The sequence below is a fragment of the Devosia sp. Root105 genome (assembly GCF_001424865.1).
In the GTDB taxonomy this organism is placed as follows: Bacteria; Pseudomonadota; Alphaproteobacteria; order Rhizobiales; family Devosiaceae; genus Devosia_A.
The window spans coordinates 254,187-277,011 of sequence record NZ_LMCR01000018.1; the positions used below are offsets into that span (position 1 = coordinate 254,187).

The following is a 22,825-nucleotide window of genomic DNA, read 5'->3' on the forward strand; positions in this document are numbered from 1 at the left end:
CGTCGGACGCTTCCGGAATGGGCTTTCTTGGTAAATCCCTACCGGAAAGCACGTGAAAGGCTGGGCCTTCGGCGATCCTCCGCTTAGGCGGCGATGCCTGAGGCGATCGCCTCCGTCCTCCTTGCGGGGAGGCGTTGCGCCGCGGGGGGAGGGGAGCAAGAAAACCCTCACCCGCAGCTGTCCACCACTTCCAGCCGGCCCGAGCGCGACAGCGTGTGGATTCCCTTGCGGGCCCATGCTTCGCCGGGGACCACCGGGCGCACCGGGCCGAACTGCACCTCGTTGTCGCTCAGCACCGTGAGCTCGGCGATGCCGAGGCCGCCGCCATAGACCTCGGTGCCATCCTGCAGCGGCAACAGGGTACGGCCATCGGCGGTCAGGATGAACGGCCCGCCCGGGCGGGCGGCGCGGCGATCGATCAGCACCGGGTTCATCGGGTGCGGCGACCAGGGGCCGGCCAGCGCCTTGGCGGCATAGACCACCATGGTGTCCGACGCGCTCCCCTCTCCCCGCTGCTCGGAGCCGAACAGCCAGAAGCGATCGTCGCGGATCAGCAGCGTCATGTCGTTGAGCTTCTTGCCTTCGACCAGCACCGCCTCGCGCACCCAGGCATGCGGAAAATGCTCGGCGCGATACAGCACCAGCTCGTTGCCGCTGCTCGACTCGGGGATCATGTAGACCTCGCCGTCATGGGCAAAGACCTGCGGATAGCTCAGGTGGTGCGGCTCCTCGAGCACGGCGCGCGGCGCCTCCATGCGGCCATCGGGGCGGCATTCGGCCACCGAGATGATGCCGCGGCCGAGCGCATAGGGATATTCCTCGACAAACAGGTAGAGCCGATCCCGCCACTCGAAGACGAACGGATCGGCGTAGAAGCGCTTGCCGTCATCGGCGAGTTCGCTGAACGGCACGTTCGAGCTGTCCGGCCCCTCGGCAATGCCGGGGCCTTCGATCAACCGATGCGCTGTCCGCCAGTAGAATGGCCGGTTGCCGCCGAGGCGGCCCAGCGCCCGCTTGCCCAGGCCGGCGACCAGATGCGGCAGGTAGCGCCAGATCAGGTCGCGACCGTGGCGCTGCGGCGCCAGCGGAATCGGCGTTGCCAGCGGCAGCAGCTTGCCGGCAGCAAAGCGGGTGACGCACATTTCGATGAGCGTGATGGCGCTGGCGCAGAGCTCCGAGGCTGCACGGCTGAGCCAGACGCGATCGCCGATCATCGGCCGCGCCTCGGCCACCGCGACGCCGTTGAGCCGCGCCGTGAGCGTGGGCCGGACGCCGCCCGCCAGCATGGCGGCCAGGCCGGCGGCAAGCTCGCGCTGGCCCTCGAAATCCACCGTCAGCACCGGGGCATGGCCATGCGCGCTGCGACCGGTGAGGTCGATGGTGAGATCGTGGTTGCCCTGCCCCGCTGTCGCGGCCAGCGGCGCGGCCGGTCGCAGCAGCGAGCGTGGCGCGCGGCGCTCTTCGAGCTGCAGGATCAGCTCGAGCGACCTCGACCGCCTTCCCGCCCCAGCCACCTGCTGCACCGCGATTCGGTGCCCGGCCGCGGTCAGGCGCGCAAGTAACGCTACCTGCCAGGCACGCGGACTGGAAGTCTCGACGATGATTAAAATTGTAATCAAATTGTTATGACCACGTTTCCGCCCCAGCTGCGGCCTGTAGCGCGCCGCAACGGCGTGTACAAACTCCGAAACGCATCTGGGTAAACGTCCTTTTGGTATTAATCATAGCTTAAGAGTTAAGGCGACCACCAGATAGGTTGGGGGTATGTGCTGAGCATCAACGCGTAGATGCGACCAGATCATTTCGTAGTGCGGTGCGACATGAATTTCCACTCCCCTCCTGAACGTCCCCGGCGGCAGCGCCTGCTGATCGTGTTCGGCACCCGGCCGGAAGCGCTGAAATGCTTCCCGGTGGCGCAGGCGGCGCTCCAAAGTCCGCATTTCGATACCCAGATCTGCGTCACCGCCCAGCACCGCGAAATGGTCGACCAGGTGATCGCCCTCACTGGCATGCCGGTGGATTACGATCTCAACGTCATGTCGCCGGGCCAGACGCTGTTCGACGTGACCTCGAAAGTGCTGCTCGGCATGGCCGAGGTGCTGGATAAAGCCAAGCCCGATATCGTCATGGTGCAGGGCGACACCACCACCGCCATGACCGCGGCGCTGGCCGCCTTCTATAAGCGCATCCCGGTGGCCCATATCGAGGCGGGGCTCCGCAGCCACAATATCGATAGCCCCTTCCCCGAGGAGCTCAACCGGCTGATCGCCGGCAATATCGCCACCTGGCACTTCGCCCCCACGGCCGAAGCGCGCCAGAACCTGATCGCCGAAGGCAAGGACCCGGCGAAGATCTTCGTCACCGGCAACACGGTGATCGATACGCTGCTGCATTTTTCCGGCGCCCTGGACGCCGACCAGGAGCTCAGCGCCGAGCTCGCGGCTCGTTTCCCGTTCCTTGATTCAACACGGAAGCTGATCCTCGTAACCGGCCACCGGCGCGAGAATTTCGATGGCGGCATCGAGCGCATCTGCACTGCGCTGAAGGTGCTGGCGACGCGCGGCGACGTGCAGATCGTCTACCCGGTGCATCCCAACCCGAACGTGCGTGGCGTGGTCAACGCGGCGCTCGGCGGGGTGCCCAATATCCACCTGATCGACCCGCAGGATTACCTGCCGTTCCTCTACCTGCAGAAGCAGAGCTACCTGGTGCTGACCGATAGCGGCGGCGTGCAGGAGGAAGCCCCCTCGCTCGGCAAGCCGGTGCTTGTCATGCGCGAGAACACCGAACGTCCCGAAGGGGTAGCCGCTGGGACGGCGCGCCTCGTCGGCACCGATATCGAGCAGATCGTTTTGAACGCCACTCGTCTGCTGGACGACCCCGCCGCTTATCGCGGCATGGCCGAAACGCACAACCCCTATGGCGACGGCCGGGCCAGCGCCCGGATCGTCGAGGAGCTATCGCGGCATGTCTGAGCTGAAAACTACTGAGATCAAAACCGTTTCCGTCATCGGCATGGGCTATATCGGCCTCCCCACCTGCGCGGTATTCGCCAGCCGCGGGCTGGAAGTGATCGGCATCGACGTCAACCCGTCGGTAGTCGAAAAGGTCAATCGCGGCGAGATCCACATCGTCGAGCCCGATCTCGACGGGCTGATCCAGAAAGTGGTGGCCAACGGCAAGCTGCGCGCTTCGACCACGCCGCAGCCAGCCGATGCGTTCGTCATCGCCGTGCCCACCCCGATCACCGAGGACCATAAGCCCGACATCAGCTATGTGCTGTCGGCAGCGCAGTCGATCGCCCCGGTGCTGAAAGCCGGCGACCTGGTGGTGCTGGAATCCACCTCGCCGGTCGGCACCACCCGCAAGATGACGGCTCTGCTCGCCGAGCTCCGCCCCGACCTGAGCTTCCCGCCGGAACATGGCGAAGCTGCCGACGTGCTGGTGGCCTATAGCCCCGAGCGCGTGCTGCCCGGCAAGGTCTTGACCGAACTCACCAATAATGACCGCTCCATCGGCGGGCTGTCGAAGCGCTCTTCGGCGCGTGCGGTCGAGCTCTATTCGAGCTTCGTTGCCGGCGACCTGTTCATCACCTCGGCCGAAAGCGCCGAGCTGGTGAAGCTGACCGAGAACGCCTTCCGCGACGTCAACATCGCCTTCGCCAACGAACTGGCGGCGGTGTGCCAGGATCTGAGCCTCAACGTCTGGGAAGTGATCGAGCTCGCCAACCGCCACCCGCGGGTCAATATCCTGCAGCCCGGCCCCGGCGTCGGCGGCCACTGCATCGCGGTCGACCCCTATTTCATCATCGACGCTGCGCCCAACAGCACAAGGCTGATGAGCTCGGCCCGCCGCATCAATTCCGACCGGCCCTTCGCCGTGGTGCGCGATATCGAAGCGGTGCTCGACCCCACCCGGCAGCAGACCGTTGCCTGCCTCGGCCTGAGCTTCAAACCCAATATCGACGACGTGCGCGAGAGCCCGGCGGTCGAGGTGGTCAAGCTCCTCGCCGATGTGCCCAATATCAGGCTGATCGCCGCCGAACCGCATATCGGGGCGCTGCCGCGCGAGCTGGAGGGCAAGGGCATCGTCTTCACCGATGCGCTGAGCGCCATCGACAAGGCCGATATCGTGGTGCTGCTGGTCGACCACCGCCAGTTCGGGCTGATCGACCCCGAGGCGCTGAAGGACAAGAAGCTGATCGATACCCGGGGCCTGTGGACCTGGCGCAAGGCCAAGAAGCCCGATGCCCGCATCGAGGGCAAGAAGAGCCGCGAAGCCGCCGCCCAGCCGCAGTTCCTCCGCCGCGTCACGGACCGCGCCGCATGAGCAACGAACCTCTCAGCTGGCGCCAGCACCCGCTGCTCGCCGAGCGGCGCCGGGAGTTCCTCGGCTCGCCCATCCACGCGCTGACCATGCCCGAGACGCTGGCCCTCGCCAACGAGGCGATGGCCGGCCGCCGGCCGCTGCACCACACCGTGGTCAATGTGTCCAAGCTCGTGAACATGAAGCAGAACGCCGAGCTCCGCGAAGATGTCGCCAGCGCCGACCTGATCAATGTCGATGGCGCGGGCGTCGTCTGGGGCGCCCGGCTCTGCGGCGTCGAGGTGCCCGAGCGGGTGGCCGGCGTCGACATCATGACGAACCTCTTCGCGCTCTGCGCCAGGAACGGCTATCGTCCCTACCTGCTCGGCGCCGAAAGGCACGTGCTGCAGGCGGTGGATATCCAGCTCGCCAAGGACCATCCCGACCTGGTGGTCGCCGGCATGCAGGATGGCTATTTCAAGCCCGAGGACGAGGCGGCGGTGATCGAAGCGATCAATGCCAGCAAGGCCGATTGCCTGTTCGTCGCCATGCCGACGCCGCGCAAGGAACGGTTCCTGAAGCAATATCGCGACGTGCTGACCCCAAACTTCGTCATGGGCGTCGGCGGCAGCTTCGACGTCTATGGCGGCAAGGTCGCCCGCGCCCCGGTGCTGGTGCAGAAACTCGGCCTCGAGTGGCTGTTCCGCGTCGCGCAGGAACCGCGCCGGCTGTGGCGGCGCTACTATGAGACGAACACCGCCTATGTCGGCCTCTTGTGGCAGGAACTGCGCCAAAGGCGACGCTCGGCGTAGGGCACGGTGTTTTGGGGAGCGAGGGCCTTCCGCGAAAGCGGAGGGCCCTCTGCTTTTGGGAGTCTCGATCGTGCCCCACGCACCGGTGCAGAGACGGCCCCCTCCCGGCCTCCGCCTCTGAGGGGGAGGTGCAGACTCGAGCCTGCGGCTGGATCGCGCCCGGACACCCCCAGTGCAACCATCCCCGCCAAGGCAAGTTGAGTGCGACCGGGTCTCCCCGGAAGGAAACAAGAACAATGACACGCATTTCAATCCTCGCCCTCGCCACTGCGCTCGCGCTGACCATGACCCCCGCTGCCTTCGCCCAGGTCGGCGCAGCAGTCGACGCCGCCGCCGCCGTTACGGTCGATGCCAATGGCGACGGCAATGTCTCGGCGGAAGAGCAGACCGCGGCCGACGCCGCAGCTTCCGCAACGGCCGCGGCCACTGCTTCGGCCAGCGCCTCGGTTGGCCTTACCATCGATGCGAACGGTGACGGTTCGATCAGTGCTGACGAGGTCGCCGCTGCCAACGCCGCCATCACCGCGAGCGGCAATGCCAGCATCGTGCTCGATGCCAATGGCGACGGCACGGTTTCCCTCGAGGAGGCTACCGCCGCGCAGACCGCCCTGGCAGCCCTGTCCGGCGACACCATCACCTGCGACGCCGGTGGACTTGCCGCCTTGACGGGCAGCATGACCATGGCCGATGCGAGCGCGCTGAGCGCGGCCACCAACGTCAAGATCGTGCTGGTCTCGAACTGCGCCGAGGACGAAGTCTCGTCGGCGTTGGCTACCGAAGGCGCGACCAACATTCGCAAGTCGCTTGAAGCCAATGCGGCAGCGGTCGCAGCGATCCAGACACGCGGCGCCACCATGGCCGATGTGCTCGGCGCGACGGCAGAGGGCGACACAGTGACGGTCTACGTGGCCTCCAGCGCCACTGCCGGCTGACCGTCTGCCAATAGCTAGCAAATCTGGGCCCCGGTTCGGCAACGGACCGGGGACCATTGTTTCTGCCCCCTAGATGCCGATCACGCAGAAGGCAATTGGGGGTTGCGTCGAAAGCCTGCACCCGATCCGGAACCCTCCCTGCCCCTGCTAGTTCCCGAAAGGCACCAATGGAGATGCCTGATGGACAAGTACGCACCCACCTCACCGCCGGCGATCGAGCTCAGCGAGTTCATCTCCATTCCTCAGCTCGGGCTGGGCGTATGGCAGATCGAGAACGACAAGGTCGTCCCCACCGTGACCGCGGCGCTCGAGGCCGGCTATCGGCTGATCGACACCGCCCAGGGCTACGACAATGAGCAAGGGGTCGGCGAAGCCATCAAATCAAGCACGGTGGAGCGGTCCGAGATCTTCGTCACCAGCAAGCTGCGCACCAAGGCGATGGGCCACGAAGGGGCATTGGCCGGGGTGCGGGAATCGCTTGCGGCGCTGCAGCTCGACTATCTCGACCTGATGCTCATCCACTGGCCCACTCCGGCGCACGACAAATATGTCGAGACCTGGAAAGGTCTGATCGAGGCCAAGGAACAGGGGCTGGTGAAGGCCATCGGCGTTTCGAACTTCACCATCGAGCAGCTTGAGCGGATCATCGGCGAGACCGGTATCGTGCCGGCCGTCGACCAGGTCGAAACCCACCCGCACTTCCAGCAGAAGGGTCTGTTGCCTCATCTTGCCGCGCGCGGCATCCGGCATGAGGCGTACTCGCCGCTGGGCAGTGGGGAAGTGCTCGATGATCCGATCATTGGCGAAATTGCCGCGAGCCTGGGCAAATCGCCGGCGCAGGTCATTATTCGCTGGCACTTGCAGCGCGGCTCGATCGTCATCCCGAAATCGGAAACGCCCGAACGGATCCGCGAGAATTTCGACGTGTTCGGCTTCACCCTGTCGGACGGAGAAATGGGGAGAATCGCCGGATTGGACGATCCGGCAAACGGCCGCACCGGCAGCGACCCCGAGACCTTCAACGACCTCTACTGAACGCTGCCTCGGGTCTCGTGCCGCGGAACGGTTGCACGTCACGCAAGTTCACCGAAGGCGCGGCCCAGCGACCATGCCGGGTCAGGCCCAGGGGACAACTGATGACCATCGAACTCGAGCGCACCCGCAGTAACGACGACACTTCCGGCGCGCCGGCGTCCGGCCGCTTCGGACCAGCGGTCGAGGGGGACAGCACCTGGTTTCGGCTCTGGGCGCCGGACGTTTCGGCTGCCGAGGTGCTGGTCGAAGGTCGGGATCCAGTGACCATGACGCGCGGCCTCGATGGGTTTCTGCTGGCCTCGCTGGACCATTGCGGGCCGGGTGCTCGCTACAGGTTTCGCGTCGGCGATGTCACTTTTCCCGACCCAGCGTCCCGGCAGCAGCAGGACGACGCCTCCGGTTGGAGCATCGCTTGCGCGCCCCTGGCGCGGGCCGAGCGCCGGGAGCCGATCCGGCCGTGGCATGAGGCAGTGATCTGCGAAGTGCATGTCGGCGCAGCGACGCCGGAAGGCACGTTCTCCGCCCTTGCGGATCGGCTCGAACACTTCCGCGATGCCGGCTATACCTGCCTCGAAATCATGCCGGTCAACGAGTTTCCCGGCGCCCGCAACTGGGGCTATGACGGCACACTGATCTTTGCGCCTGAGCACTGCTACGGCACGCGCGAGGAGCTGAGGCAGCTGGTCGATCGCGCCCACCAGCTCGGGCTGCTGATGATCCTCGACGTGGTCTACAACCATTTCGGTGAGACCGACAATTTCATCCCGCATTACGCGCCGCAGTGGTTCCGGGATGATATCGAGACGCCCTGGGGCCCGGCGATCGACTTCGATCAACCGATGGTTCGCCAGTTCTATTACGAGAACGCGGTGATGTGGCTGACGGAGTATGATTTCGACGGGTTGCGCTTTGATAGCGTGCACGAGATCAAGACCGAGAACCGCGAGCGCTTTCTCGGTGAGCTGGCCGCGGCGGCGCGGGCCAGCAAGCCCGATGCCGCGCTGATCGTCGAGAACGTGCGCAACAACTTCGAGCTGCTCGAACGCGACGATCACAACCGGCCGCAGCAATATTCGGCGCAGTGGAACGACGACATGCACCACGTGCTGGCATACCTCGTCACCGGCGAGGGACCGAGAACCGGCTATGACGATCCGAACAAGGACCCATATGCCGACCTCGAAAAGGCGCTGGCCGACGGGTTCGTACACGACCCCAGCGAAGGCGACGGCAGCGACGGACGCACCAGGGGCGGCAAAGCTGCCAAGCTCCCGCCCGACAGTTTCATCACCTATGTGCAGAACCACGATCAGCTGGGCAATCGCTCCGACGCCAATCGCCTATCGGAGCGGATCAGCCCCGAGCAGCTGGATTTCGTGCATTTCGTCAAATTCCTCGCGCCGCAGATTCCGCTCTGCTTCATGGGCGACGAGGCCAATCTCAGCAGCGGCTTCCCGTTCTTCGTCGACCTCGATGCAGCAGCCGCGAAGGCCAAGAGCGACGAGCGCTACAAGCAGATGCGCGAGATGTTCAAGGATGATGTCGGAGCCGGCGGACTGCCTGAGCCCAACGATCCCAGGACGTTCAAGATGGCCAAGCTCTCTTGGCAGGACTACGAAACCATGCCTGAGCGAGCGCCGCCCTCGAGCGCTTCCGGACACTGGCGCGCTGGCGCCGCGACAGGCTCTGGCCGCTCGCCGCGACGCCGTGCCTTGATGCCCAAACGGCGCGGCAAGGCAATTGCCTGGTTGTCAGTTGGGTGTTCGAAGCCGGCACGCTGTCGATGGCGCTGAACCCGACCGCCCGGCCGGCGGATATCGGCTGCGTTGTCACGGCGCCGCCGTTGTCGAGCGGGCGGTACGAGCAGCACGGCGAGGTCCTGCGGCTTGGCCCCTGGTCGGCAGTGGCCTGGTAAGCGAAGGGGCGGCCAAAGCCGCCCCACCCGTCTTACATCACCGGCTTGCCACCGGTCACCGCGATGGTGGCGCCGGAAATGTAGCTCGCTTCGTCGCTGGCGAGCATCACATAGGGTGGCGCCAGTTCGCGCGGCTGGGCCGGGCGCCCGAATGGCACCTGCTTGCCGAATTCGACGACGTTGGAAACCGGCAGGCTTGCTGGCCCAAGTGGGGTCCAGACCGGGCCGGGCGCCACCGTGTTGACGCGAATGCCCTTTTTGGCCAGCAGTTGCGCAAGACCGGCGCTGAAGTTCTGGATGGCCCCCTTGGTGACGGCATAGGCAAGCAGTTCGGGGCTCGGCTCGTCTGCCTGTTTCGATGCCGTGTTGATGATCGACGCGCCCGGCTGCATGTGTGGAACAGCGGCTTTGGTGAGGTAGAACATCGCCGAGATATTCACCGCCATAGTGGTTTCCCATTCCTCGTCGGGAATCTCTTCGAGACTCTCGAAATAGCTCTGGTGGGCGGCGTTGTTGACCAGCACGTCGATCCGACCGAAGGCCTCGACCGTCCTTGCGATCAGCCCGCGGCAATGCTCCGGGCTGGCAATATCGCCGGGCAGCAGCACGCAGGTTCGACCTTCCGCCTCGATGACTTTTTTCACGTCGGCCGCATCCTCTTCCTCACTGAGATAGGAAATGGCGACGTCGGCGCCTTCGCGGGCGAAGGCGATGGCGACCGCACGCCCAATGCCTGAATCGCCGCCGGTGATCAGCGCCTTCTTGCCTTCGAGCCGATGCGAGCCGCGATAACTCTCCTCGCCGTGATCGGGAACCGGATCCATCCTGCTGGCGAGCCCGGGATAGGGCTGCTGCTGTTCAGGAAAGGGCGGACGGGGGAAATTATCGAGCATGGTTGCACCTCGTGGTTTGTGGGGAAGCCATATTCGATACGTGCTGAGGCCCACCCGGTTCCCGCCGGTCCCGGCGTTTTCGCCATGGGCCAATTGGCGCGGGTGGTCAGCAGAGCGGAATGGCAAGCGGCGGAACGGATGGCTCGCCGGCAAGTTGCTGCTGTGGATCCCTGAGATCCGAACCCTAAGGAGAAACGCCGCCATGAAAACAATCACAGGGCTTTTTGATTCACACGACCAGGCCGATCGCGCCGTGCGCTCGCTCAAGGATGCAGGCGTCAACGGCGAAGACATCTCGATCGTCGCCAACAACGCCGATGGCAAATATGACACCGAGACGGGCGACGACGTTGCCGAAGGCGTCGGCGCCGGCGCGGGTGTTGGCGCCGTGGTCGGCGGCACGGGTGGCCTGCTCGCCGGGCTTGGCATGCTGGCCATTCCAGGTGTCGGCCCCGTGGTAGCGGGCGGCTGGCTGCTGGCGACGGCAATCGGCGCGGTGACTGGCGCTGCCGTGGGCGGCGCTGCCGGCGGCATCATCGGCGCACTGACTGACGCAGGTGTCGATGAGCGCGACGCGCATGTCTACGCCGAAGGCGTCCGCCGCGGCGGCATCCTGGTGACGGCGCGTGTCGAGGATAGTCGCGCCGACGCGGCGGCGGCCATCCTGCGCGATTCCAGTGTCGTCGACATTGCGGCGCGCCGTCGCGATTACGAGGCCGAGGGTTGGGAAGGCTTTGACGAGGCCTCGGAGCCCTACCCCGCCGACCAGATCCGCGACTACCGCGCCGGTTCCGTTGCGCCGCCGATCCTGCGCAGCTGATTTTCCGGATTGCGCGCCCTCCGGGGCGCGCAAACCCCCGCCAGGCTCACCCCATCTCCGCAACTTTTCGGCCACCGGCAGATTGTCCTCAAGCACCAACGAGGAGTTCGGAAATGACTTTCCCTGCCGATCCCACCCAGCGCCAACCCAAAGGCGACCATAACCGCCGGCTGTCGCTTGGCCTCGATCCCGAAGAGTTCGCAGCCGCCGCCGGGATCACCGTCGAAGAGCTCAGGGATTACGAGAACACCTGGCCGGATCACCAGTTCAGTCCGATGATCGCCGAACGCGTCGGCGAGGCGCTGGAGCGGCTGGAAGCCGTGCTTCCCAACTCCGAGTCCGCCGGCATCCGGCAGCTCACCGAGGCGGACGTCCCGGCGATCGACACGCTCGAAGCTGTCCCGTCGGTGGAGCAGTCGATCCGCGATACCGCCTATTATCTGTGGGAGAACGACGGGCGGCCGGAGGGACGCGACGAGGAATACTGGCACCGGGCGCGCGCTGCCTGGCTGGGCCAGCAGCAGCTTGACGCCGGCTTCGAAGAGGCCATCACTGAGCCCGACCCCGACACGCTCGATGGTGCCGTCGAGGCCAGTACAATAGGCGGGCTGCACCGCCCGTTCCTGAAGCCGACCGCATAACTGGTGGGGGACGGGCGGTGCTCAGCGCACACCTGTTATTCAAAAAGGCCCGCCAGCCGCAGTGTTTACTTCGATTATGTTGCGGTCGGCGTCCACGACGTAGAGCTGCAGGAAACCGGCCATGCCGGACCGGTTCACTAAGATCCGCATCGGGTCGTCTTCCGGCGCATCTTCGCGAAAACCTCTCGCTACAAGCCGCGCCAGGATGCCCTCGAAGTCGTCGGTCCTGAAAGCAAAGTGGCCATCGTTGTTGTCCACCCCACCTGAGCGGAACGTCCCCTGAGGATGCCTGGTCAGGTGCAATTGTAGCCCCGGTCCGCAGTCGAGCCAGACACCTTCGATCTTGAAGGGTGGTCTATCGAGGCGCGTGAGGCCGAAGATCGATTCATAGAACTCCGCCGACCGCTCGGGTTCGGCCACGACCAGCGCCACGTGGTGTAATTGGACAGACATGCAATCCTCCGCGTCCGAGCAGCGGAGCACGACCGGTCCCACCTGGCAATAGTGCGCCTCCGCCAATCACCAGCTGCAAATCCTGCACTTAATATACCTCGCCGCTTCACTCTCAGTCGGCAACTCATTGCCCTCACTCAGGCAGATGTTGGCGCCCAGGACCGTCCCTGCTACTGCGGTTCATGGGCAGATATTATTTCAACGTGCGGCGCGACGAGACAGTATTCGAGGATCGCACGGGTATCGTGCTACCCGGTATGGTCGAGGCCTGGGAATGGGCCGTGAAGGACGCTCTGACCTTGCTTAGGGAAGGCTCAATCGACGGCGCCCGTCATCACTACTGGATCGAAGTCTGTGATGACGAGCACCGGGCTGTGGTGGCGTTTCCGATAGACCGCGTGACCGTGCAGTAAGACCGCGCACTCCCGATCAAGGACCGTCGGTCGCCTCCAGCAGGCGAAGAACCCGCTCGATCCGAGCCTTCCAGCTGCGCAGCTGCACCACGCTATCCCCTGCTTCCGCCTGCTCGCGGCCGCGAAGCGCAGTGAGCTCCGCTTCGATCAGGTCCAGCGAGCACTCCGCTTCGATCCTGGTCCATGGGTCGGGAGTGCCGGCCAGGCGGGCGCCCCTCGCCTCGCGCTCCAGCCTCTCGACGTCAAGCTGCCAGTCGAACAGTTGGCTCGCGTCATTTCGGACTGGAGGTCGTATGTCGATCTGCATCGCTACCTCCTCAAGCCACTGCGGCGGTATCGAGCCATGGCGCGTTGGGCCGTGGCCCCGCGGGTCGAAAATCGGCTTTGTCCTGCTGCCCACGCGCCTCTAACCAAGGTCGGCGACGCTGCGTCCGTTCGCGTTCAGTTTCGCGTTGGAGTTCGAGTTCAGAACTGTCGTATTCGTCTGATGGGTAAAATGCGTGGCTCATCGTGGTGCTCCGCAATTAGCGCCTCCCGGCGTCAACCGGGAGGCTCAACCGAACGCTGGCGTCAGGCCGCGGACTTGAGGTCCTGACCGATCTGCCTGGGCTCGCCGGCAGGCTTGGCCTCAGTAGTGCCAATGGCGATGCGACGGGGCTTCAGCTGTTCAGGGACCTCGCGGGTCAGGCTGATCGATAGCAGCCCATTTTCCAGCGATGCGTCGGTCACCTTCACGTGGTCAGCGAGGCTGAACGACTGCTTGAAGTTCCGGTTGGCGATGCCGCGGTGCAGGAAGGCGTCTGCCCGGTCCTCGGCCTGCGTCTTCGCGCCGGACACCAGCAGGCTGTTGCCTTGCTGCGTCAGCTCGATCTCATCGGCTGCAAAGCCGGCTACCGCCATGCTGATGCGGTATTGGTCGTCGCCGAGCTTCTCGATGTCGTAGGGCGGCCAGTCGGAACGGATGCCGCTGTCTAGCATGTCGAACAGGCGGTCGAAGCCGACGGTGGAACGATAGAGCGGTGTGAAGTCGAAGGTTCTCATAACCACATTCTCCTCAGAGCAACATAGGTACGAGGGACACGCCCGTCATAGCGGGCTACCCCATTCTCACCGGCCCCGTTTCAGCGGCCGGCAGCATCGATTTAGGACACTCCGAACGGCCTTCAAGAGAGGCCCTGAGGATTTTTTCACAGGGTGCCCAAAGCCATTCTCCGGAAGTGGGCAGATTAAGTTCTCAACATTACGCAAAAACGGGAACCAGGGGTTTTGACGGAAGTTGTCGCAGCCGAGGGCAACAAAAAAAGAGGAGAACAGCAATGAAGCACATTGCCACTTTCGCCATCGCTGCCGTCTTGGTGGCCGCAAGTCCAGTTGCCGTTATGGCCCAGGATGCCGCCGCGACCACCACGACATCAACCGATGCCATGACGACGGGCAGCATCGGCAATTACGGGTCGCTCATCTCCAGCCTCAACGCCGGCAAGATGGCTGACCTCACGACGTTCACCGCAACGTCCACGGTCAACTGCGTAAAGGTTTCGACACTCAAGGCCGACGCATCTGCAGACGCTAAGGCGCTCGACAACGCACTGAGCAAAAGTGCCACTGCCGTCACCGACCTCAAGACGGCGATTAACGCCAATGCCGAGTTGAAGGCCAAGCTCGACGCCACCACGTGTCCCGTGGACGACATCGTGGCAGTGACCACTGAGGCCGATGGTTCGTTTACCGTCTACGTGGACGACCGGGCCTGAATGGGCGTGGGCCGGCCATCCGGCCCACTCTCGTCCCTTGGCTGCGACCTATTGACGGCGCAAACGCCTGCTCCCATCTGGCAACTCGTCTTGCGGTCAAACCGCATTGCTTGTTTCAGACGATCGGAGGAAGTGATGGGACACCGGCCCTTTTCCAAACCTGTATTCTTGAAGCTGCATCGCACCGGCAATTTCCAGGCGCGAAGCGCGTGGGAGGCGCTTGAGTACCTGGACCTGCACTGGCCCGAGGCTCGCACGGCGCATTACCGCCAGGCGCGAACACTCTGCCAGTCGGCGGTTGACGGATTCATCGATGCGGAAGCCGCTCGTAACGCCGTGATCGATGCCGCGCAGCGCGCTGGACTCCTGGCCAATGGCTGGGACGTGGAGGGCGTGGCGACCAACACCGTATTCGTCGCCACCCGGCCGGCACCCAGGATCGGCGATGACGAGGAAGAGGTCACCGATGTGGAGCTTATCGGCTACAACCACCCTCGGGATATCGTGAGAGATCCGACATTGGCGCCGAGCCGCAAGAAGCAGCTGCTGGCCTACTGGGGCTCGGATATCCACGCTGTCGCGGGCGCGCCGGCGTTGCGGTGTGTGCGAGGTACCACTGTGACGATCGACGACATCCAGACGGCGATGAACACGCTCGACGAGGAACTCGACGCCGCCGCGATGCCGACCCTGGCAGCTACGCGAAACCGCCAGTTCTGATGCGACAGTAACGGCCCCGCCCTGAACGGTGGGGCCCATCCGCATTCAGCGCCTGGCGAGCCCGGCCTCTTCGATTGCATCATCGACCGCTTCGGCCGCCTCCGCTTCGACCCGCTTGCGCTCCTGTTCGATCTCGCGCGCGTCGAGATGCTCGAGCCCAACCACCTTGTTGGTCGCCTCCGAGTGTTCGATCAGGTAGTCGAGCTTGACGTGCAGTGCTGCCTCGCTGCGCGCACCGGCGACGAGGATCACGCCGCTGATCACGATGGCCGCCACCGACAGGAAGATGTTGAAGGCAAACATGAAGCCTTCGTTGAACTGCGTCGCCGCGCCGATGCCGATCCCAGCCGCCAACGCCAGGAATGTCGCAATGAAACCGCGCGAGTCCGACAGGAAGTCGGCGAAACGGTAGATGATGCCGCTGATGCGGCTGGCCTTGGCAGATTTCGGCTTCATGGTGGCAGCCAGAACGTGGCTGGAGCGATTTGGATGCGCAGCAGCCGTCCTCGCGCCAGGGAACGACGCGGCGGGCGGGAAGTTTGAACCTCCAGCAAGGAGGTTCAAAATGCCGCATGACTCAACCCGCGATGGTTTGCCCACCGGCGAGGACACATCTGCCACCCACGACGTGAGCGACCCTCACCCTGCGAACGAAGAACGCTACGATCGGCAGAAGCGCCCGGGTGGGGCGCCTCGCCCGGCCAAGGATTTTGGCCCCAACGATGCCATCCATGATGGCAAACCAAGGCCGCGCCCGCGCAATGCCACAGACTGAGCAACCGGTGCCTCTCCCAGTCAACTCTCCACACGGTCGCCAATGATGAGCAAGAAATCGAGAAAGCACAGCAGCGACCCACTGCCTCAAGCAGAAGATTTCGCGGCGCGGCACGGTATCAGGCTGGAAACCGCCAGCGCCATCCTTGCAACATTCGGGACGCCTCACAAAAGCCTGGACTCGGCTTCGACCGATGAGGCCATGCAGCGAGCCGAACCACGCCGCATCGTGGACGCCTGACTTAGCAAGGCGGACCTTTCATGCAGCAAGAACGGTCGCCACGACGCCGTGCCACCGATCCCGCCATCGCTCGACGCAAGTTGGCGCGTGTGGCCCTGAGAATAGAGAGCGAGATGGCGCGCCAGGCATTCCTCCTCGAGACGGATGGCGTCCGCGACATGCCCGCCGTCGTCGACGACGGCGGGCACGCGACCATCTGCTTCGGGCTACCAGCCGACGCTGGCGGTTCGCTTCCTGCAAAACTGCTGACACAGCGTGTCAGCGTCCTGTAAGCTATTTAAATTATTCATCTTTTTGGAACTGAAGGCGAAGGGGCGACGTTCATTGAGCAGTCCATTTGTGAGGAGTTTCCAAGATGGCTGATCGCGAAACAATCGTCACCGGCGGCGGTGGCAGCGGCGGCATCATTGCCGGCATCCTGCTCGTCGCCCTCGTGGTGATCGTCGCCTATTTCGTCTTTTTCAACGGCAATGGCGGCTCCCGCACGGTCGATGTCGACGTGCCGGCCGTGAAGGTCGATGTCGTGCCGGACGGACAGTAAGGAGAGCAATCATGGAAGGCATTGGATGGGTAATGGCGATCATCATCGGCGCACTCGCCGGTTGGATCGCTGAAAAAATGATGGGCTCCAACCAGGGCCTGCTCATGAACATCGTCATGGGTATTGTCGGCGCAGTTGTCGGCAACTTCATCCTGATGCTGGTGTTCGGCGCCACCATGGGTGGCATCGTCGGCCAGCTGATTGTCGCGGTTATCGGCGCCTGCCTGCTGATCGCGATCTGGCGGGCCATTCGCGGCCGCCGCGCCGCCTGACCCGACCATCGCTCTGTGTGTCGGCGAGCCTCGCCGACGCATAGCAATCCACGCAAAGCCATGGAGCCCGCGAATGCGCGCGATCAGCTTACTGACCCTCTACGCCTGCTCGCTCTCAATCTTCTTCGCGGCCTACAGCTTCTTCGGTTAGCTCGGTTCAGCGAACCAGACACAGCTATCCGACCTGTTCTGGCCCAGGTAAAAGCGCCCCCAAGAACGCGAAGCCCGGCCCAAAGCCCCGTCCTCATCTCTGAGGCGGGGCTTTTTCTTCCCGCTCATTCGTGCCGGATCCCACTGCTTGTGTTGGAACTGGTCGAGGCGTTGGCTTTCGGCAAAGACGCTGACTCGAGCGGTCAGGGGGCTATCAGGCCATGGGTGCTAGGGTCGAGAGGTAGAAAGGTGCGCAACGTCGCGCCCAAGAACATGGAGCTGTAAATGGCCCACTTTGTCCTGCCTGCCCTCATGCTGGGCAGCGTTGCACTGCTCTCCGGCGCGGTGACCTATGCCGGCGCCAGCTTCACCCTCAACAAGATCGCTGAGGCTGCGGTGTCGGCCCCCATCAAGTCCAACCTGAAGCCGAGCTATGTGGCCGCGCTGCCGGCCGTCAATGCTGGGACGCTGGACGTCGCTCGATCGGTCGCAGTGGTGGTGCGCGGCGATCCGGCTGTTGCCGCGCAAGCCAGCCGCCCGACCCCGACTTTCACCCATAAGGTGGCGGTGGAGTCGCTCCGGGTCCGCAGCGGTCCGCACAAGACCACGCCACAAGTGTTCGCCCTCAAGGGCGGCGCGCCGGTGACCGTCACCCGCGAGGAGCGCGGCTGGGTGCTGATCGATGCCGGTAACGGCCGCGTCGGCTGGGTCTATTCCAGGCTGCTTCACCCGGCTGCGGCACGCGTCGCGACGCAGGGATAGCGGGCAAGGCCTGCCAATGCTCGCGCGAGCACCTCAATGGCGGCGGTTGGAACTCACTGGGTGGTGGTCCGGCCGCTGTCGACTGCAGCAGAACAACGAAAGGAAAAAACATGAAACCGCTTCTGCTCTCTGGACTCCTACTGATGACCGCCTTCGCGGCGGTCCCCGCCGTCAGCGCCGCTGAGGCCGTCGGCTCCGTCAACGTCCGCTCCGGCCCCGGCACCTCCTATCGCGTCGTCGATCGGCTGGCGCGCGGCGAGAACGTCAACGTGCAGCGCTGCCGCTCAAGCGGCTGGTGCTACATCACGCATCCCGGCCCCGACGGCTGGGTGTCAGCCCGCTATCTCGTCTCGAACGAATTCGCTGACGATTACCCCTCGAGCCGCCGGATGCGTCCCAACATCAGCTTCAGCATCATCATCGGCGGTGGCGGCTTCGGCGGTGGTGGTGGAGGCGGCGGTGGCGGCGGACCGCGTGAGGAACTGGTGTGTCTCGTCACCTTCTTTGACGAAGGCGATGTGGCCGCCGGCGCCGATGCCGATGTCGAACGGGCTCGCGTGCTGCCGCGCAGCGAGGCCGAGCGGCGAGACCGCCCGAACGATCGCCAGGCCATCTTCGACTACGGCACCGACCGGCAGACGCGCGAGACCTGCGCCTATCTCGACAACCTGAACTAGCGCCGGACTCAACCTCATAGGGCCGGGGCTCACTGCCCCGGCCAGCCTCGGAGACTAATCCATGCTCAAGGCGATCACCTTCCCCCCCGAGCGCGCCGAAGCCGCCCTCGCCACCGTTCAGGCCCTGGTGGACCTGTCCACCCAGCAGCTGGAAATGTGTACCCAGGTGTTCGAGGAACTCGAGTTTTCCGGCGAACTGCAGAAGGATTTTATGAAGCGGCTGGTGCGCCTGCAGGGCGACGTGCGCAAGGCACGTGCCGAGCTCAAGGCACTGGCGACAGCAGCAACGGCCGGGGAGGAGCCCTGAGACCGTGATGAAGCTGCTGTTCTGGATTCTGGTGGTTGCAGCGATCCTGACGCCCATCGCACTGCTGCTCGGCTGGAGGTAACGACTTTAGCCCGCCTGGTCGAAGCTAGCCTTGCACCAGCTTGTGGGGCAGCAGGGCCGAGAGCGGTTTGGTCCCGTCGAGATAGCTTCGCAGCACCTTGCCGGCGGCGAGTGCTTCTGCATCGGCCGGCCCGAGTTCCCTCAATGCGCGCCGCGCCTCAGCCATCGACAGGCGATGGCGTCTGGCAAAATGCGGCACCAGCAGCCGTTGATCGAAGGTGAGGCCGCCCGACATCAATCAGCCTCCCCCGATGCCCGAGGCAGCGGCCCCGCTCGCATCGCGGTCTGCTGCAGCTTGGACTTGATCAGGTCTATTTCCTCCTGGCGGTTCGCCTCCCCCTCCTGCTCCGGCCAACGCTCCGGGGGAGCAGTCTCGGGGGTATCGAGCAGCGCTCCGACAGCAGCGGCGGTCAACGGCTTGCGCAGGAACGCTGCGCCCGGAAACAGCGCCGGGTCGGCTCGATCGCCCGATCGGATGATGAAGGCGAAACCTACACCTGCCGCCGATAGCAGCTCGGCGATCGGCGTCGCATCGGTACCGTCTCCCAGGTCCCGCTCGAGCAGTGCGAAATCCAATGCTTCGGGTCTGAGCTTTACCGCGTCCTCCAGGCCATGCGCGACTCCCACGACCTGATGGCCGCATTGTTCGATGAGCGACGCTACCGCACCGGCCTCGACGCCATCGCGTTCCAGGAGGAACACCCTTTTGCTTGCCATCTGACAACCCGCTCCGTGCCTACCGGAGCTAACTTGCTCGTTGCGCACCGGTTCCGAGGCGTGATTGCGCGCAAGGCTCAGTCGATCTTCAGCCCCTCGTAGCCGACCGGAAACAGGAACTCCCCCCTGAGCACGCGCACGGGGCCGGCATCGTCGAAGGCACCGCTGTCATCCTGCTTGACGGTGTAGAGCTTCTCGTTGCGGAACGCGCTGGCCACCACCTGCGTCGTGGTAGGCGGAACGCCATGCGCCCTGATGCTGGCTTCCTCGAGCGCCGCAACGGCGCGAGCCTCACCGGTGGAATGCGCCCTGACCACGACCTCTCCGTGGTTGAGGGCAAGTTGCCAGCCGGCATCCTCCGGCGGCGCTGAGGGGATGAGCCGATAGATGGTCATTTGCAGTCACCTGGCGTTGTTGAGATGGTGCCGCTCGCACGGCAGTGGCGATCAGTGCCACCGATCGACGTCGCGCGGGTTGCGCCGCTGCATTTCCTGCTCATAGATCTCGAGCGCCAGCGGGCTTTCGATGATCTCGAGCAGCCGGTCGATCGCCTCCTCCCGGCTGATGCCGCTCTCGGACGGCAGGTAGTCGTAGAGCACGTCCGATACCATCACGACGATATCGTCGGCGTTGACCGGCGGGTGGCCAAGCCGTTGTTCGGCTTCAATGTAGCGCTGCATCTGGGGCATCTGAGCCTCCTCGCGGTGAACCCTTGTGACGGGTGAACCAGGTCACCTCTGGTCGTTGTACGGCTGTTTGGTCTCTCCAACCATTCGCGCCAGTTCACTGAAGGGTGGCACCTCTCGCCCGCCGGCCATGTTATTGGCGAGCCGTAGCAGGCGAACCGGAAAGACGATCGCATCCCGGTTGGCCGGGGTCAGATCTTCCGCCACACGGTAATCGCCCAGGGCGGTTTCCTCCGCCATGGCCAGCACCCGATCGACCTCGTCGGTACCGACCAGGCCTTTACTCACCAGCAACTGGTGCATCAGCGCCATGGCCATGACCAATCCTTCGAGCTGCAGGTTTGCAGTATTCATCGATCCACCTCGTGGCGTTGTGATGAGCAACGTGCAGGCGCAGCGTCAGTTGCTCGTGGGCGCGGCTTCCCGTGAGGGCTCAGCTTCCAGTCCTGTCGTGCGGGGCGGCGACCGGCTTGGATTCCGGCGAATAGCGAAAGCGGAGGAAGATCGAGAGAACGACGATCACCGCAGTCGAGAGGAACTCGGATTGCCAGTTCTGGAAGGATTCAAACCAGAGCTGTGCGCTGAACAGGTGTTCGATCAGCGTGGCGGGCGCTTGCCCGTGCAGCGCTGCCTCCTCGTTTGCCGCGACCGCACTGCCCAACCAGTGCGCGACGAAAGAGGCGAGGAACAGCGCCACAAGCACGATGCCGAGCGAGTAGGAATAGAGCCACATCCACAGCCCGCCCGCCCGGACCGGCCAAGGCGTTCGCTTGTCGCGCTGCTTGCTGGCCGGATCTTCATCGACCTCCTCGTCACCGTGAGGGTCCTTCGATTCCGACGAGCCGCGCTGGAACAGAAATGCGGTGAGTACGACGTAGAACGACATCTGGAGAAACTCGCTCTCCCAGTTTTCGAACACCGCCGAGGCAAAGCTGCCGCTGAACAGGTACGACCAGAGGTCGGCTGTGGGAGCGCCGTGTTCAGCCAGATTGCTGTTCTCCACTTGCAGTCCCGCCAGCGCCATTCCCCCCAGCGACAGGGCGGTGAGCACCAGCAGAACAATGGTCAGTCCGTTATTTCGTAACCAGCTCATGGCGCGGCGGTATCCTCGGGAGGAACCCAACTTGGTCAGGTGCTCGAGGTTCCCCCCCGGCCGCGGCCGATTGGAGAGTCCGGAGCCGGCCACCCCATGCCCGCACATTTCGCTGCAACTGAATGCGTTGCAGCAGGTTGGTTCTTCCCGCAGGAGGTACCGATGATGACGCCGTTGCCGACCACCGCCGTTCGCTTGCGCCACCGGCGCGACGCCTGAGCGGGGTCAAGCATGTCCGTGGCGACAAGTGCCGACGAGCGTCGCGCCAGAAAAGCTCAAAAGCGCCTGAAGCAGCGGGAAATGACCCTGGTGCGGGCACAAAAGATGCACGAGGCGCGCCTGCGTGCCGAAGCCACCGGCCATGGATCGACGGTTGCGGATCCGCCGGCGTTGAATATCGGATGCTCGGGCTGGTTCTACTGGCATCTCAGGGGCAGCTTCTACCCCAGCCAGATGCCGACCAAGGACTGGTTCGCCCACTATGCCGAGCAGTTCGACACTGTGGAGCTGAATGCCCCGTTCTACTCCTGGCCAACCCTGGCAACGGTCGAGACCTGGCGCAGACAGGCCGAGGGAAGACGGATGCTCTATACCGTCAAGGCATCGGAACTCATCACCCACATCATGAAGTTCGAAGGAACTGAGACCCTGGTGCAGGACTTCGGCCATATCGCCGTCCTGCTCGGCCCTTTGATGGGCTGCCTGCTGTTCCAGCTGCCGCCCAGCTATCACTACTCGCGCGAGCGCCTCGACAGCATGCTGCAGCAATTGGATAAAGCGCGCCGCAACGTCGTCGAGTTTCGTCATTCGAGCTGGTGGAACGACGAGGTCTATGAGGCCTTCCAGGCAGCCGGCGCCATCTTCTGCTCCTCGAGCGCCCCTAGCCTGCCCGACCCCGTCATCAGGACTGCCGATGATATCTACGTTCGCTTTCATGGCGTCGAGAGGTGGTATCGCCACGACTACAGCCAGGACGAGCTGCTCGATTGGGCGCGGCGCATCCGCGCCGTCGGGGCAAAGCGGGTGTGGGTCTACTTCAACAACGACTTCGACGGCTACGCGATCAAGAACGCCATCATGCTGTCCAGGCTGCTGCGCCACTAACCGGCAACATCGCAAGACAGAAGGCGGCGGTCCCGATAGCGACCGCCGCCTTCCCATCCTGGGAGCGACCCTCAGGACACGACCTGAACCTCGCGCGCCCGCTTCGGTTGCACCGCCGCTCCCGGTTTGTCAGATGTGGCCATGGGCCTGCAGCAGCGTCCGCAGGGCCTGGCCCTGCGGGGTGTTCTGTTCGCGCGGCAGATACTCCTCGAGCGGCATGTCTCGCGGGTTGCCGCCTGACGAAGCATTGGGCTGATGGCGCACGGTGGAGCCGTCATGCCCGCCGACCAGCAGCCACTGGTCGCCATTTTCACTGCTGTAGAAAACCAGATCACTCTCAATCGACATCGGAAGTCTCCTCGCGAGCCCAATGCCGCGCCTGTCTCAACGTGCGAGAGCGCAGATGGTGGCAAAGGCGCGATCTTTCGCAGCGCCGCCCTGCCCGCTCAGTCGAAGCGGTTGGCGGCTGGTGGGTCGCTGGCCGGAAACGACTCGTCGGAGGCTTCGTCGAGCAGCGTCCAGGGTCGCTTGGGGCGATCGCGCATTTCCTCGGGGCCGGCCGCACGAATCTGCACATCGCTTTCGCGCGTGCCGACGGCCTTGCCGTCACGGAATGCGGCTTTGGGTTTCTTGGGCGGGGGAGCATCCAGGCGCATTGTGTCAGCCTCGCTGTTGAGCAACACCAATGACGTTCGCTCGCGAAAGGTTGCTCGCCGCCAAAATTCAG

General features: G+C 64.4%; 33 protein-coding genes. 19 read left to right on the plus strand and 14 right to left on the minus strand.

Annotated features, from left to right (window positions below; genetic code table 11):
- Positions 1-167 precede the first annotated feature (167 nt).
- Positions 168-1,514: a hypothetical protein gene (locus ASC68_RS21470; RefSeq protein WP_248310581.1), complete on the minus strand. Its 1,347-nt coding sequence runs from the start codon at positions 1,512-1,514 to the stop codon at positions 168-170.
- Positions 1,515-1,820: 306 nt separating this feature from the next.
- Between ASC68_RS21470 and wecB the strand changes: the two genes are divergently transcribed.
- From wecB to ASC68_RS21500, 6 genes are all read left to right on the plus strand, one after another.
- Complete coding sequence (gene wecB, locus ASC68_RS21475) at positions 1,821-2,975, plus strand: UDP-N-acetylglucosamine 2-epimerase (non-hydrolyzing) (RefSeq protein ID WP_055883862.1); 1,155 nt, start codon at positions 1,821-1,823, stop codon at positions 2,973-2,975.
- Positions 2,968-4,329 carry a UDP-N-acetyl-D-mannosamine dehydrogenase gene (gene wecC / locus ASC68_RS21480; RefSeq protein WP_055883864.1) on the plus strand — a complete coding sequence of 454 codons (1,362 nt, stop codon included), beginning with the start codon at positions 2,968-2,970 and terminating at the stop codon, positions 4,327-4,329. Before wecB ends, wecC begins: the two co-directional genes overlap by 8 nt.
- Positions 4,326-5,117 carry a WecB/TagA/CpsF family glycosyltransferase gene (locus tag ASC68_RS21485; RefSeq protein WP_055883867.1) on the plus strand — a complete coding sequence of 264 codons (792 nt, stop codon included), beginning with the start codon at positions 4,326-4,328 and terminating at the stop codon, positions 5,115-5,117. The genes wecC and ASC68_RS21485 overlap by 4 nt, the downstream gene beginning before the upstream one ends.
- A 236-nt stretch (positions 5,118-5,353) precedes the next feature.
- Positions 5,354-6,049, plus strand: coding sequence for a hypothetical protein (locus tag ASC68_RS21490; RefSeq protein ID WP_055883870.1), 696 nt, complete (start codon positions 5,354-5,356; stop codon positions 6,047-6,049).
- Between the two features lie 180 nt (positions 6,050-6,229).
- Positions 6,230-7,084 carry an aldo/keto reductase gene (locus ASC68_RS21495; protein ID WP_055883873.1) on the plus strand — a complete coding sequence of 285 codons (855 nt, stop codon included), beginning with the start codon at positions 6,230-6,232 and terminating at the stop codon, positions 7,082-7,084.
- Between the two features lie 101 nt (positions 7,085-7,185).
- Complete coding sequence (locus ASC68_RS21500) at positions 7,186-8,877, plus strand: alpha-amylase family glycosyl hydrolase (RefSeq protein ID WP_082528365.1); 1,692 nt, start codon at positions 7,186-7,188, stop codon at positions 8,875-8,877.
- 154 nt (positions 8,878-9,031) lie between these two features.
- Here the strand turns inward: ASC68_RS21500 and ASC68_RS21505 are convergent, their stop codons facing one another.
- On the minus strand, positions 9,032-9,892 hold the full coding sequence (locus tag ASC68_RS21505) for an SDR family oxidoreductase (protein WP_055883875.1): 861 nt from the start codon (positions 9,890-9,892) through the stop codon (positions 9,032-9,034).
- Between the two features lie 202 nt (positions 9,893-10,094).
- On the opposite strand from ASC68_RS21505, the gene ASC68_RS21510 reads away from it, so the two are divergent.
- Together ASC68_RS21510 and ASC68_RS21515 are read left to right on the plus strand one after the other, a co-directional pair.
- Positions 10,095-10,712, plus strand: a complete 618-nt coding sequence (locus ASC68_RS21510; protein WP_055883879.1) for a general stress protein — start codon at positions 10,095-10,097, stop codon at positions 10,710-10,712.
- 113 nt (positions 10,713-10,825) lie between these two features.
- Complete coding sequence (locus ASC68_RS21515) at positions 10,826-11,353, plus strand: DUF2934 domain-containing protein (protein ID WP_055883882.1); 528 nt, start codon at positions 10,826-10,828, stop codon at positions 11,351-11,353.
- A gap of 39 nt (positions 11,354-11,392) precedes the next feature.
- Here the strand turns inward: ASC68_RS21515 and ASC68_RS21520 are convergent, their stop codons facing one another.
- Positions 11,393-11,806: a VOC family protein gene (locus tag ASC68_RS21520; RefSeq protein WP_055883884.1), complete on the minus strand. Its 414-nt coding sequence runs from the start codon at positions 11,804-11,806 to the stop codon at positions 11,393-11,395.
- 182 nt (positions 11,807-11,988) lie between these two features.
- On the opposite strand from ASC68_RS21520, the gene ASC68_RS21525 reads away from it, so the two are divergent.
- A complete protein-coding gene (locus ASC68_RS21525) occupies positions 11,989-12,219 on the plus strand; it encodes a hypothetical protein (protein WP_055883887.1) in 231 nt (76 codons plus the stop codon).
- Between the two features lie 16 nt (positions 12,220-12,235).
- On the opposite strand, the gene ASC68_RS21530 is transcribed toward ASC68_RS21525, so the two are convergent.
- Entirely contained in the window at positions 12,236-12,526 is a 291-nt protein-coding gene (locus ASC68_RS21530) for a hypothetical protein (RefSeq protein WP_055883889.1), read from the minus strand.
- A gap of 263 nt (positions 12,527-12,789) precedes the next feature.
- On the minus strand, positions 12,790-13,260 hold the full coding sequence (locus ASC68_RS21535; RefSeq protein WP_055883893.1) for an Hsp20 family protein: 471 nt from the start codon (positions 13,258-13,260) through the stop codon (positions 12,790-12,792).
- Positions 13,261-13,535: 275 nt separating this feature from the next.
- Between ASC68_RS21535 and ASC68_RS21540 the strand changes: the two genes are divergently transcribed.
- Positions 13,536-13,973 (plus strand): hypothetical protein, encoded by a 438-nt coding sequence (locus ASC68_RS21540; RefSeq protein ID WP_055883894.1) that lies wholly within the window; start codon positions 13,536-13,538, stop codon positions 13,971-13,973.
- Between the two features lie 135 nt (positions 13,974-14,108).
- Positions 14,109-14,693: a DUF982 domain-containing protein gene (locus ASC68_RS21545; RefSeq protein WP_055883897.1), complete on the plus strand. Its 585-nt coding sequence runs from the start codon at positions 14,109-14,111 to the stop codon at positions 14,691-14,693.
- A 45-nt stretch (positions 14,694-14,738) separates the two neighbouring features.
- On the opposite strand, the gene ASC68_RS21550 is transcribed toward ASC68_RS21545, so the two are convergent.
- Positions 14,739-15,149, minus strand: coding sequence for a low affinity iron permease family protein (locus tag ASC68_RS21550; RefSeq protein ID WP_055883900.1), 411 nt, complete (start codon positions 15,147-15,149; stop codon positions 14,739-14,741).
- A gap of 364 nt (positions 15,150-15,513) precedes the next feature.
- Between ASC68_RS21550 and ASC68_RS28730 the strand changes: the two genes are divergently transcribed.
- The 7 genes from ASC68_RS28730 (at position 15,514) to ASC68_RS21580 (ending at position 18,417) form a co-directional block, all read left to right on the plus strand.
- A complete protein-coding gene (locus ASC68_RS28730) occupies positions 15,514-15,708 on the plus strand; it encodes a hypothetical protein (RefSeq protein WP_156387407.1) in 195 nt (64 codons plus the stop codon).
- Between the two features lie 113 nt (positions 15,709-15,821).
- Positions 15,822-15,980, plus strand: a complete 159-nt coding sequence (locus ASC68_RS28735; RefSeq protein ID WP_156384717.1) for a hypothetical protein — start codon at positions 15,822-15,824, stop codon at positions 15,978-15,980.
- An 83-nt stretch (positions 15,981-16,063) separates the two neighbouring features.
- Positions 16,064-16,249, plus strand: coding sequence for a hypothetical protein (locus ASC68_RS21555; protein WP_055883904.1), 186 nt, complete (start codon positions 16,064-16,066; stop codon positions 16,247-16,249).
- 11 nt (positions 16,250-16,260) lie between these two features.
- Positions 16,261-16,521, plus strand: coding sequence for a GlsB/YeaQ/YmgE family stress response membrane protein (locus ASC68_RS21560; protein ID WP_055883907.1), 261 nt, complete (start codon positions 16,261-16,263; stop codon positions 16,519-16,521).
- 435 nt (positions 16,522-16,956) lie between these two features.
- Complete coding sequence (locus tag ASC68_RS21570; protein ID WP_055883912.1) at positions 16,957-17,433, plus strand: SH3 domain-containing protein; 477 nt, start codon at positions 16,957-16,959, stop codon at positions 17,431-17,433.
- Positions 17,434-17,543: 110 nt separating this feature from the next.
- On the plus strand, positions 17,544-18,110 hold the full coding sequence (locus ASC68_RS21575; RefSeq protein ID WP_082528367.1) for an SH3 domain-containing protein: 567 nt from the start codon (positions 17,544-17,546) through the stop codon (positions 18,108-18,110).
- Between the two features lie 61 nt (positions 18,111-18,171).
- Entirely contained in the window at positions 18,172-18,417 is a 246-nt protein-coding gene (locus ASC68_RS21580; protein WP_055883918.1) for a hypothetical protein, read from the plus strand.
- A gap of 106 nt (positions 18,418-18,523) precedes the next feature.
- Here the strand turns inward: ASC68_RS21580 and ASC68_RS21585 are convergent, their stop codons facing one another.
- From ASC68_RS21585 to ASC68_RS21610, 6 genes are all read right to left on the minus strand, one after another.
- Complete coding sequence (locus tag ASC68_RS21585; RefSeq protein WP_055883921.1) at positions 18,524-18,733, minus strand: hypothetical protein; 210 nt, start codon at positions 18,731-18,733, stop codon at positions 18,524-18,526.
- On the minus strand, positions 18,733-19,215 hold the full coding sequence (locus ASC68_RS21590; protein WP_055883924.1) for a hypothetical protein: 483 nt from the start codon (positions 19,213-19,215) through the stop codon (positions 18,733-18,735). Before ASC68_RS21590 ends, ASC68_RS21585 begins: the two co-directional genes overlap by 1 nt.
- 77 nt (positions 19,216-19,292) lie before the next feature.
- A complete protein-coding gene (locus ASC68_RS21595; RefSeq protein WP_055883927.1) occupies positions 19,293-19,610 on the minus strand; it encodes a hypothetical protein in 318 nt (105 codons plus the stop codon).
- Positions 19,611-19,661: 51 nt separating this feature from the next.
- Positions 19,662-19,904 carry a hypothetical protein gene (locus ASC68_RS21600; RefSeq protein ID WP_055883930.1) on the minus strand — a complete coding sequence of 81 codons (243 nt, stop codon included), beginning with the start codon at positions 19,902-19,904 and terminating at the stop codon, positions 19,662-19,664.
- A 42-nt stretch (positions 19,905-19,946) separates the two neighbouring features.
- Complete coding sequence (locus ASC68_RS21605) at positions 19,947-20,255, minus strand: hypothetical protein (RefSeq protein ID WP_055883933.1); 309 nt, start codon at positions 20,253-20,255, stop codon at positions 19,947-19,949.
- A gap of 79 nt (positions 20,256-20,334) precedes the next feature.
- Positions 20,335-20,994 (minus strand): DUF6766 family protein, encoded by a 660-nt coding sequence (locus ASC68_RS21610; RefSeq protein ID WP_055883936.1) that lies wholly within the window; start codon positions 20,992-20,994, stop codon positions 20,335-20,337.
- Positions 20,995-21,225: 231 nt separating this feature from the next.
- On the opposite strand from ASC68_RS21610, the gene ASC68_RS21615 reads away from it, so the two are divergent.
- A complete protein-coding gene (locus ASC68_RS21615) occupies positions 21,226-22,098 on the plus strand; it encodes a DUF72 domain-containing protein (RefSeq protein WP_055883939.1) in 873 nt (290 codons plus the stop codon).
- A gap of 129 nt (positions 22,099-22,227) precedes the next feature.
- Here ASC68_RS21615 and ASC68_RS21620 read toward each other — a convergent pair whose 3' ends face one another.
- Complete coding sequence (locus ASC68_RS21620; protein WP_055883942.1) at positions 22,228-22,446, minus strand: hypothetical protein; 219 nt, start codon at positions 22,444-22,446, stop codon at positions 22,228-22,230.
- Between the two features lie 98 nt (positions 22,447-22,544).
- Entirely contained in the window at positions 22,545-22,754 is a 210-nt protein-coding gene (locus ASC68_RS21625; RefSeq protein ID WP_055883945.1) for a hypothetical protein, read from the minus strand.
- Between the last annotated feature and the right edge of the window lie 71 nt (positions 22,755-22,825).

Coding starts and splice junctions, on each gene's coding strand:
- ASC68_RS21615 (WP_055883939.1), top strand. CDS start 21,226: ATGTCCGTGGCGACAAGTGCCGACGAGCGTCGCGCCAGAAAAGCTCAA.
- ASC68_RS21525 (WP_055883887.1), top strand. CDS start 11,989: ATGGGCAGATATTATTTCAACGTGCGGCGCGACGAGACAGTATTCGAG.
- wecC (WP_055883864.1), top strand. CDS start 2,968: ATGTCTGAGCTGAAAACTACTGAGATCAAAACCGTTTCCGTCATCGGC.
- ASC68_RS21510 (WP_055883879.1), top strand. CDS start 10,095: ATGAAAACAATCACAGGGCTTTTTGATTCACACGACCAGGCCGATCGC.
- ASC68_RS21560 (WP_055883907.1), top strand. CDS start 16,261: ATGGAAGGCATTGGATGGGTAATGGCGATCATCATCGGCGCACTCGCC.
- ASC68_RS21610 (WP_055883936.1), bottom strand. CDS start 20,994: ATGAGCTGGTTACGAAATAACGGACTGACCATTGTTCTGCTGGTGCTC.
- ASC68_RS21555 (WP_055883904.1), top strand. CDS start 16,064: ATGGCTGATCGCGAAACAATCGTCACCGGCGGCGGTGGCAGCGGCGGC.
- wecB (WP_055883862.1), top strand. CDS start 1,821: ATGAATTTCCACTCCCCTCCTGAACGTCCCCGGCGGCAGCGCCTGCTG.
- ASC68_RS21520 (WP_055883884.1), bottom strand. CDS start 11,806: ATGTCTGTCCAATTACACCACGTGGCGCTGGTCGTGGCCGAACCCGAG.
- ASC68_RS21600 (WP_055883930.1), bottom strand. CDS start 19,904: ATGCCCCAGATGCAGCGCTACATTGAAGCCGAACAACGGCTTGGCCAC.
- ASC68_RS21570 (WP_055883912.1), top strand. CDS start 16,957: ATGGCCCACTTTGTCCTGCCTGCCCTCATGCTGGGCAGCGTTGCACTG.
- ASC68_RS21490 (WP_055883870.1), top strand. CDS start 5,354: ATGACACGCATTTCAATCCTCGCCCTCGCCACTGCGCTCGCGCTGACC.
- ASC68_RS21545 (WP_055883897.1), top strand. CDS start 14,109: ATGGGACACCGGCCCTTTTCCAAACCTGTATTCTTGAAGCTGCATCGC.
- ASC68_RS21620 (WP_055883942.1), bottom strand. CDS start 22,446: ATGTCGATTGAGAGTGATCTGGTTTTCTACAGCAGTGAAAATGGCGAC.
- ASC68_RS21535 (WP_055883893.1), bottom strand. CDS start 13,260: ATGAGAACCTTCGACTTCACACCGCTCTATCGTTCCACCGTCGGCTTC.
- ASC68_RS21580 (WP_055883918.1), top strand. CDS start 18,172: ATGCTCAAGGCGATCACCTTCCCCCCCGAGCGCGCCGAAGCCGCCCTC.
- ASC68_RS28735 (WP_156384717.1), top strand. CDS start 15,822: ATGGCGCGCCAGGCATTCCTCCTCGAGACGGATGGCGTCCGCGACATG.
- ASC68_RS21625 (WP_055883945.1), bottom strand. CDS start 22,754: ATGCGCCTGGATGCTCCCCCGCCCAAGAAACCCAAAGCCGCATTCCGT.
- ASC68_RS21585 (WP_055883921.1), bottom strand. CDS start 18,733: ATGTCGGGCGGCCTCACCTTCGATCAACGGCTGCTGGTGCCGCATTTT.
- ASC68_RS21595 (WP_055883927.1), bottom strand. CDS start 19,610: ATGACCATCTATCGGCTCATCCCCTCAGCGCCGCCGGAGGATGCCGGC.
- ASC68_RS21540 (WP_055883894.1), top strand. CDS start 13,536: ATGAAGCACATTGCCACTTTCGCCATCGCTGCCGTCTTGGTGGCCGCA.
- ASC68_RS21605 (WP_055883933.1), bottom strand. CDS start 20,255: ATGAATACTGCAAACCTGCAGCTCGAAGGATTGGTCATGGCCATGGCG.
- ASC68_RS21485 (WP_055883867.1), top strand. CDS start 4,326: ATGAGCAACGAACCTCTCAGCTGGCGCCAGCACCCGCTGCTCGCCGAG.
- ASC68_RS21505 (WP_055883875.1), bottom strand. CDS start 9,892: ATGCTCGATAATTTCCCCCGTCCGCCCTTTCCTGAACAGCAGCAGCCC.
- ASC68_RS21515 (WP_055883882.1), top strand. CDS start 10,826: ATGACTTTCCCTGCCGATCCCACCCAGCGCCAACCCAAAGGCGACCAT.
- ASC68_RS21550 (WP_055883900.1), bottom strand. CDS start 15,149: ATGAAGCCGAAATCTGCCAAGGCCAGCCGCATCAGCGGCATCATCTAC.
- ASC68_RS21495 (WP_055883873.1), top strand. CDS start 6,230: ATGGACAAGTACGCACCCACCTCACCGCCGGCGATCGAGCTCAGCGAG.
- ASC68_RS21530 (WP_055883889.1), bottom strand. CDS start 12,526: ATGCAGATCGACATACGACCTCCAGTCCGAAATGACGCGAGCCAACTG.
- ASC68_RS21575 (WP_082528367.1), top strand. CDS start 17,544: ATGAAACCGCTTCTGCTCTCTGGACTCCTACTGATGACCGCCTTCGCG.
- ASC68_RS28730 (WP_156387407.1), top strand. CDS start 15,514: ATGAGCAAGAAATCGAGAAAGCACAGCAGCGACCCACTGCCTCAAGCA.
- ASC68_RS21590 (WP_055883924.1), bottom strand. CDS start 19,215: ATGGCAAGCAAAAGGGTGTTCCTCCTGGAACGCGATGGCGTCGAGGCC.
- ASC68_RS21500 (WP_082528365.1), top strand. CDS start 7,186: ATGACCATCGAACTCGAGCGCACCCGCAGTAACGACGACACTTCCGGC.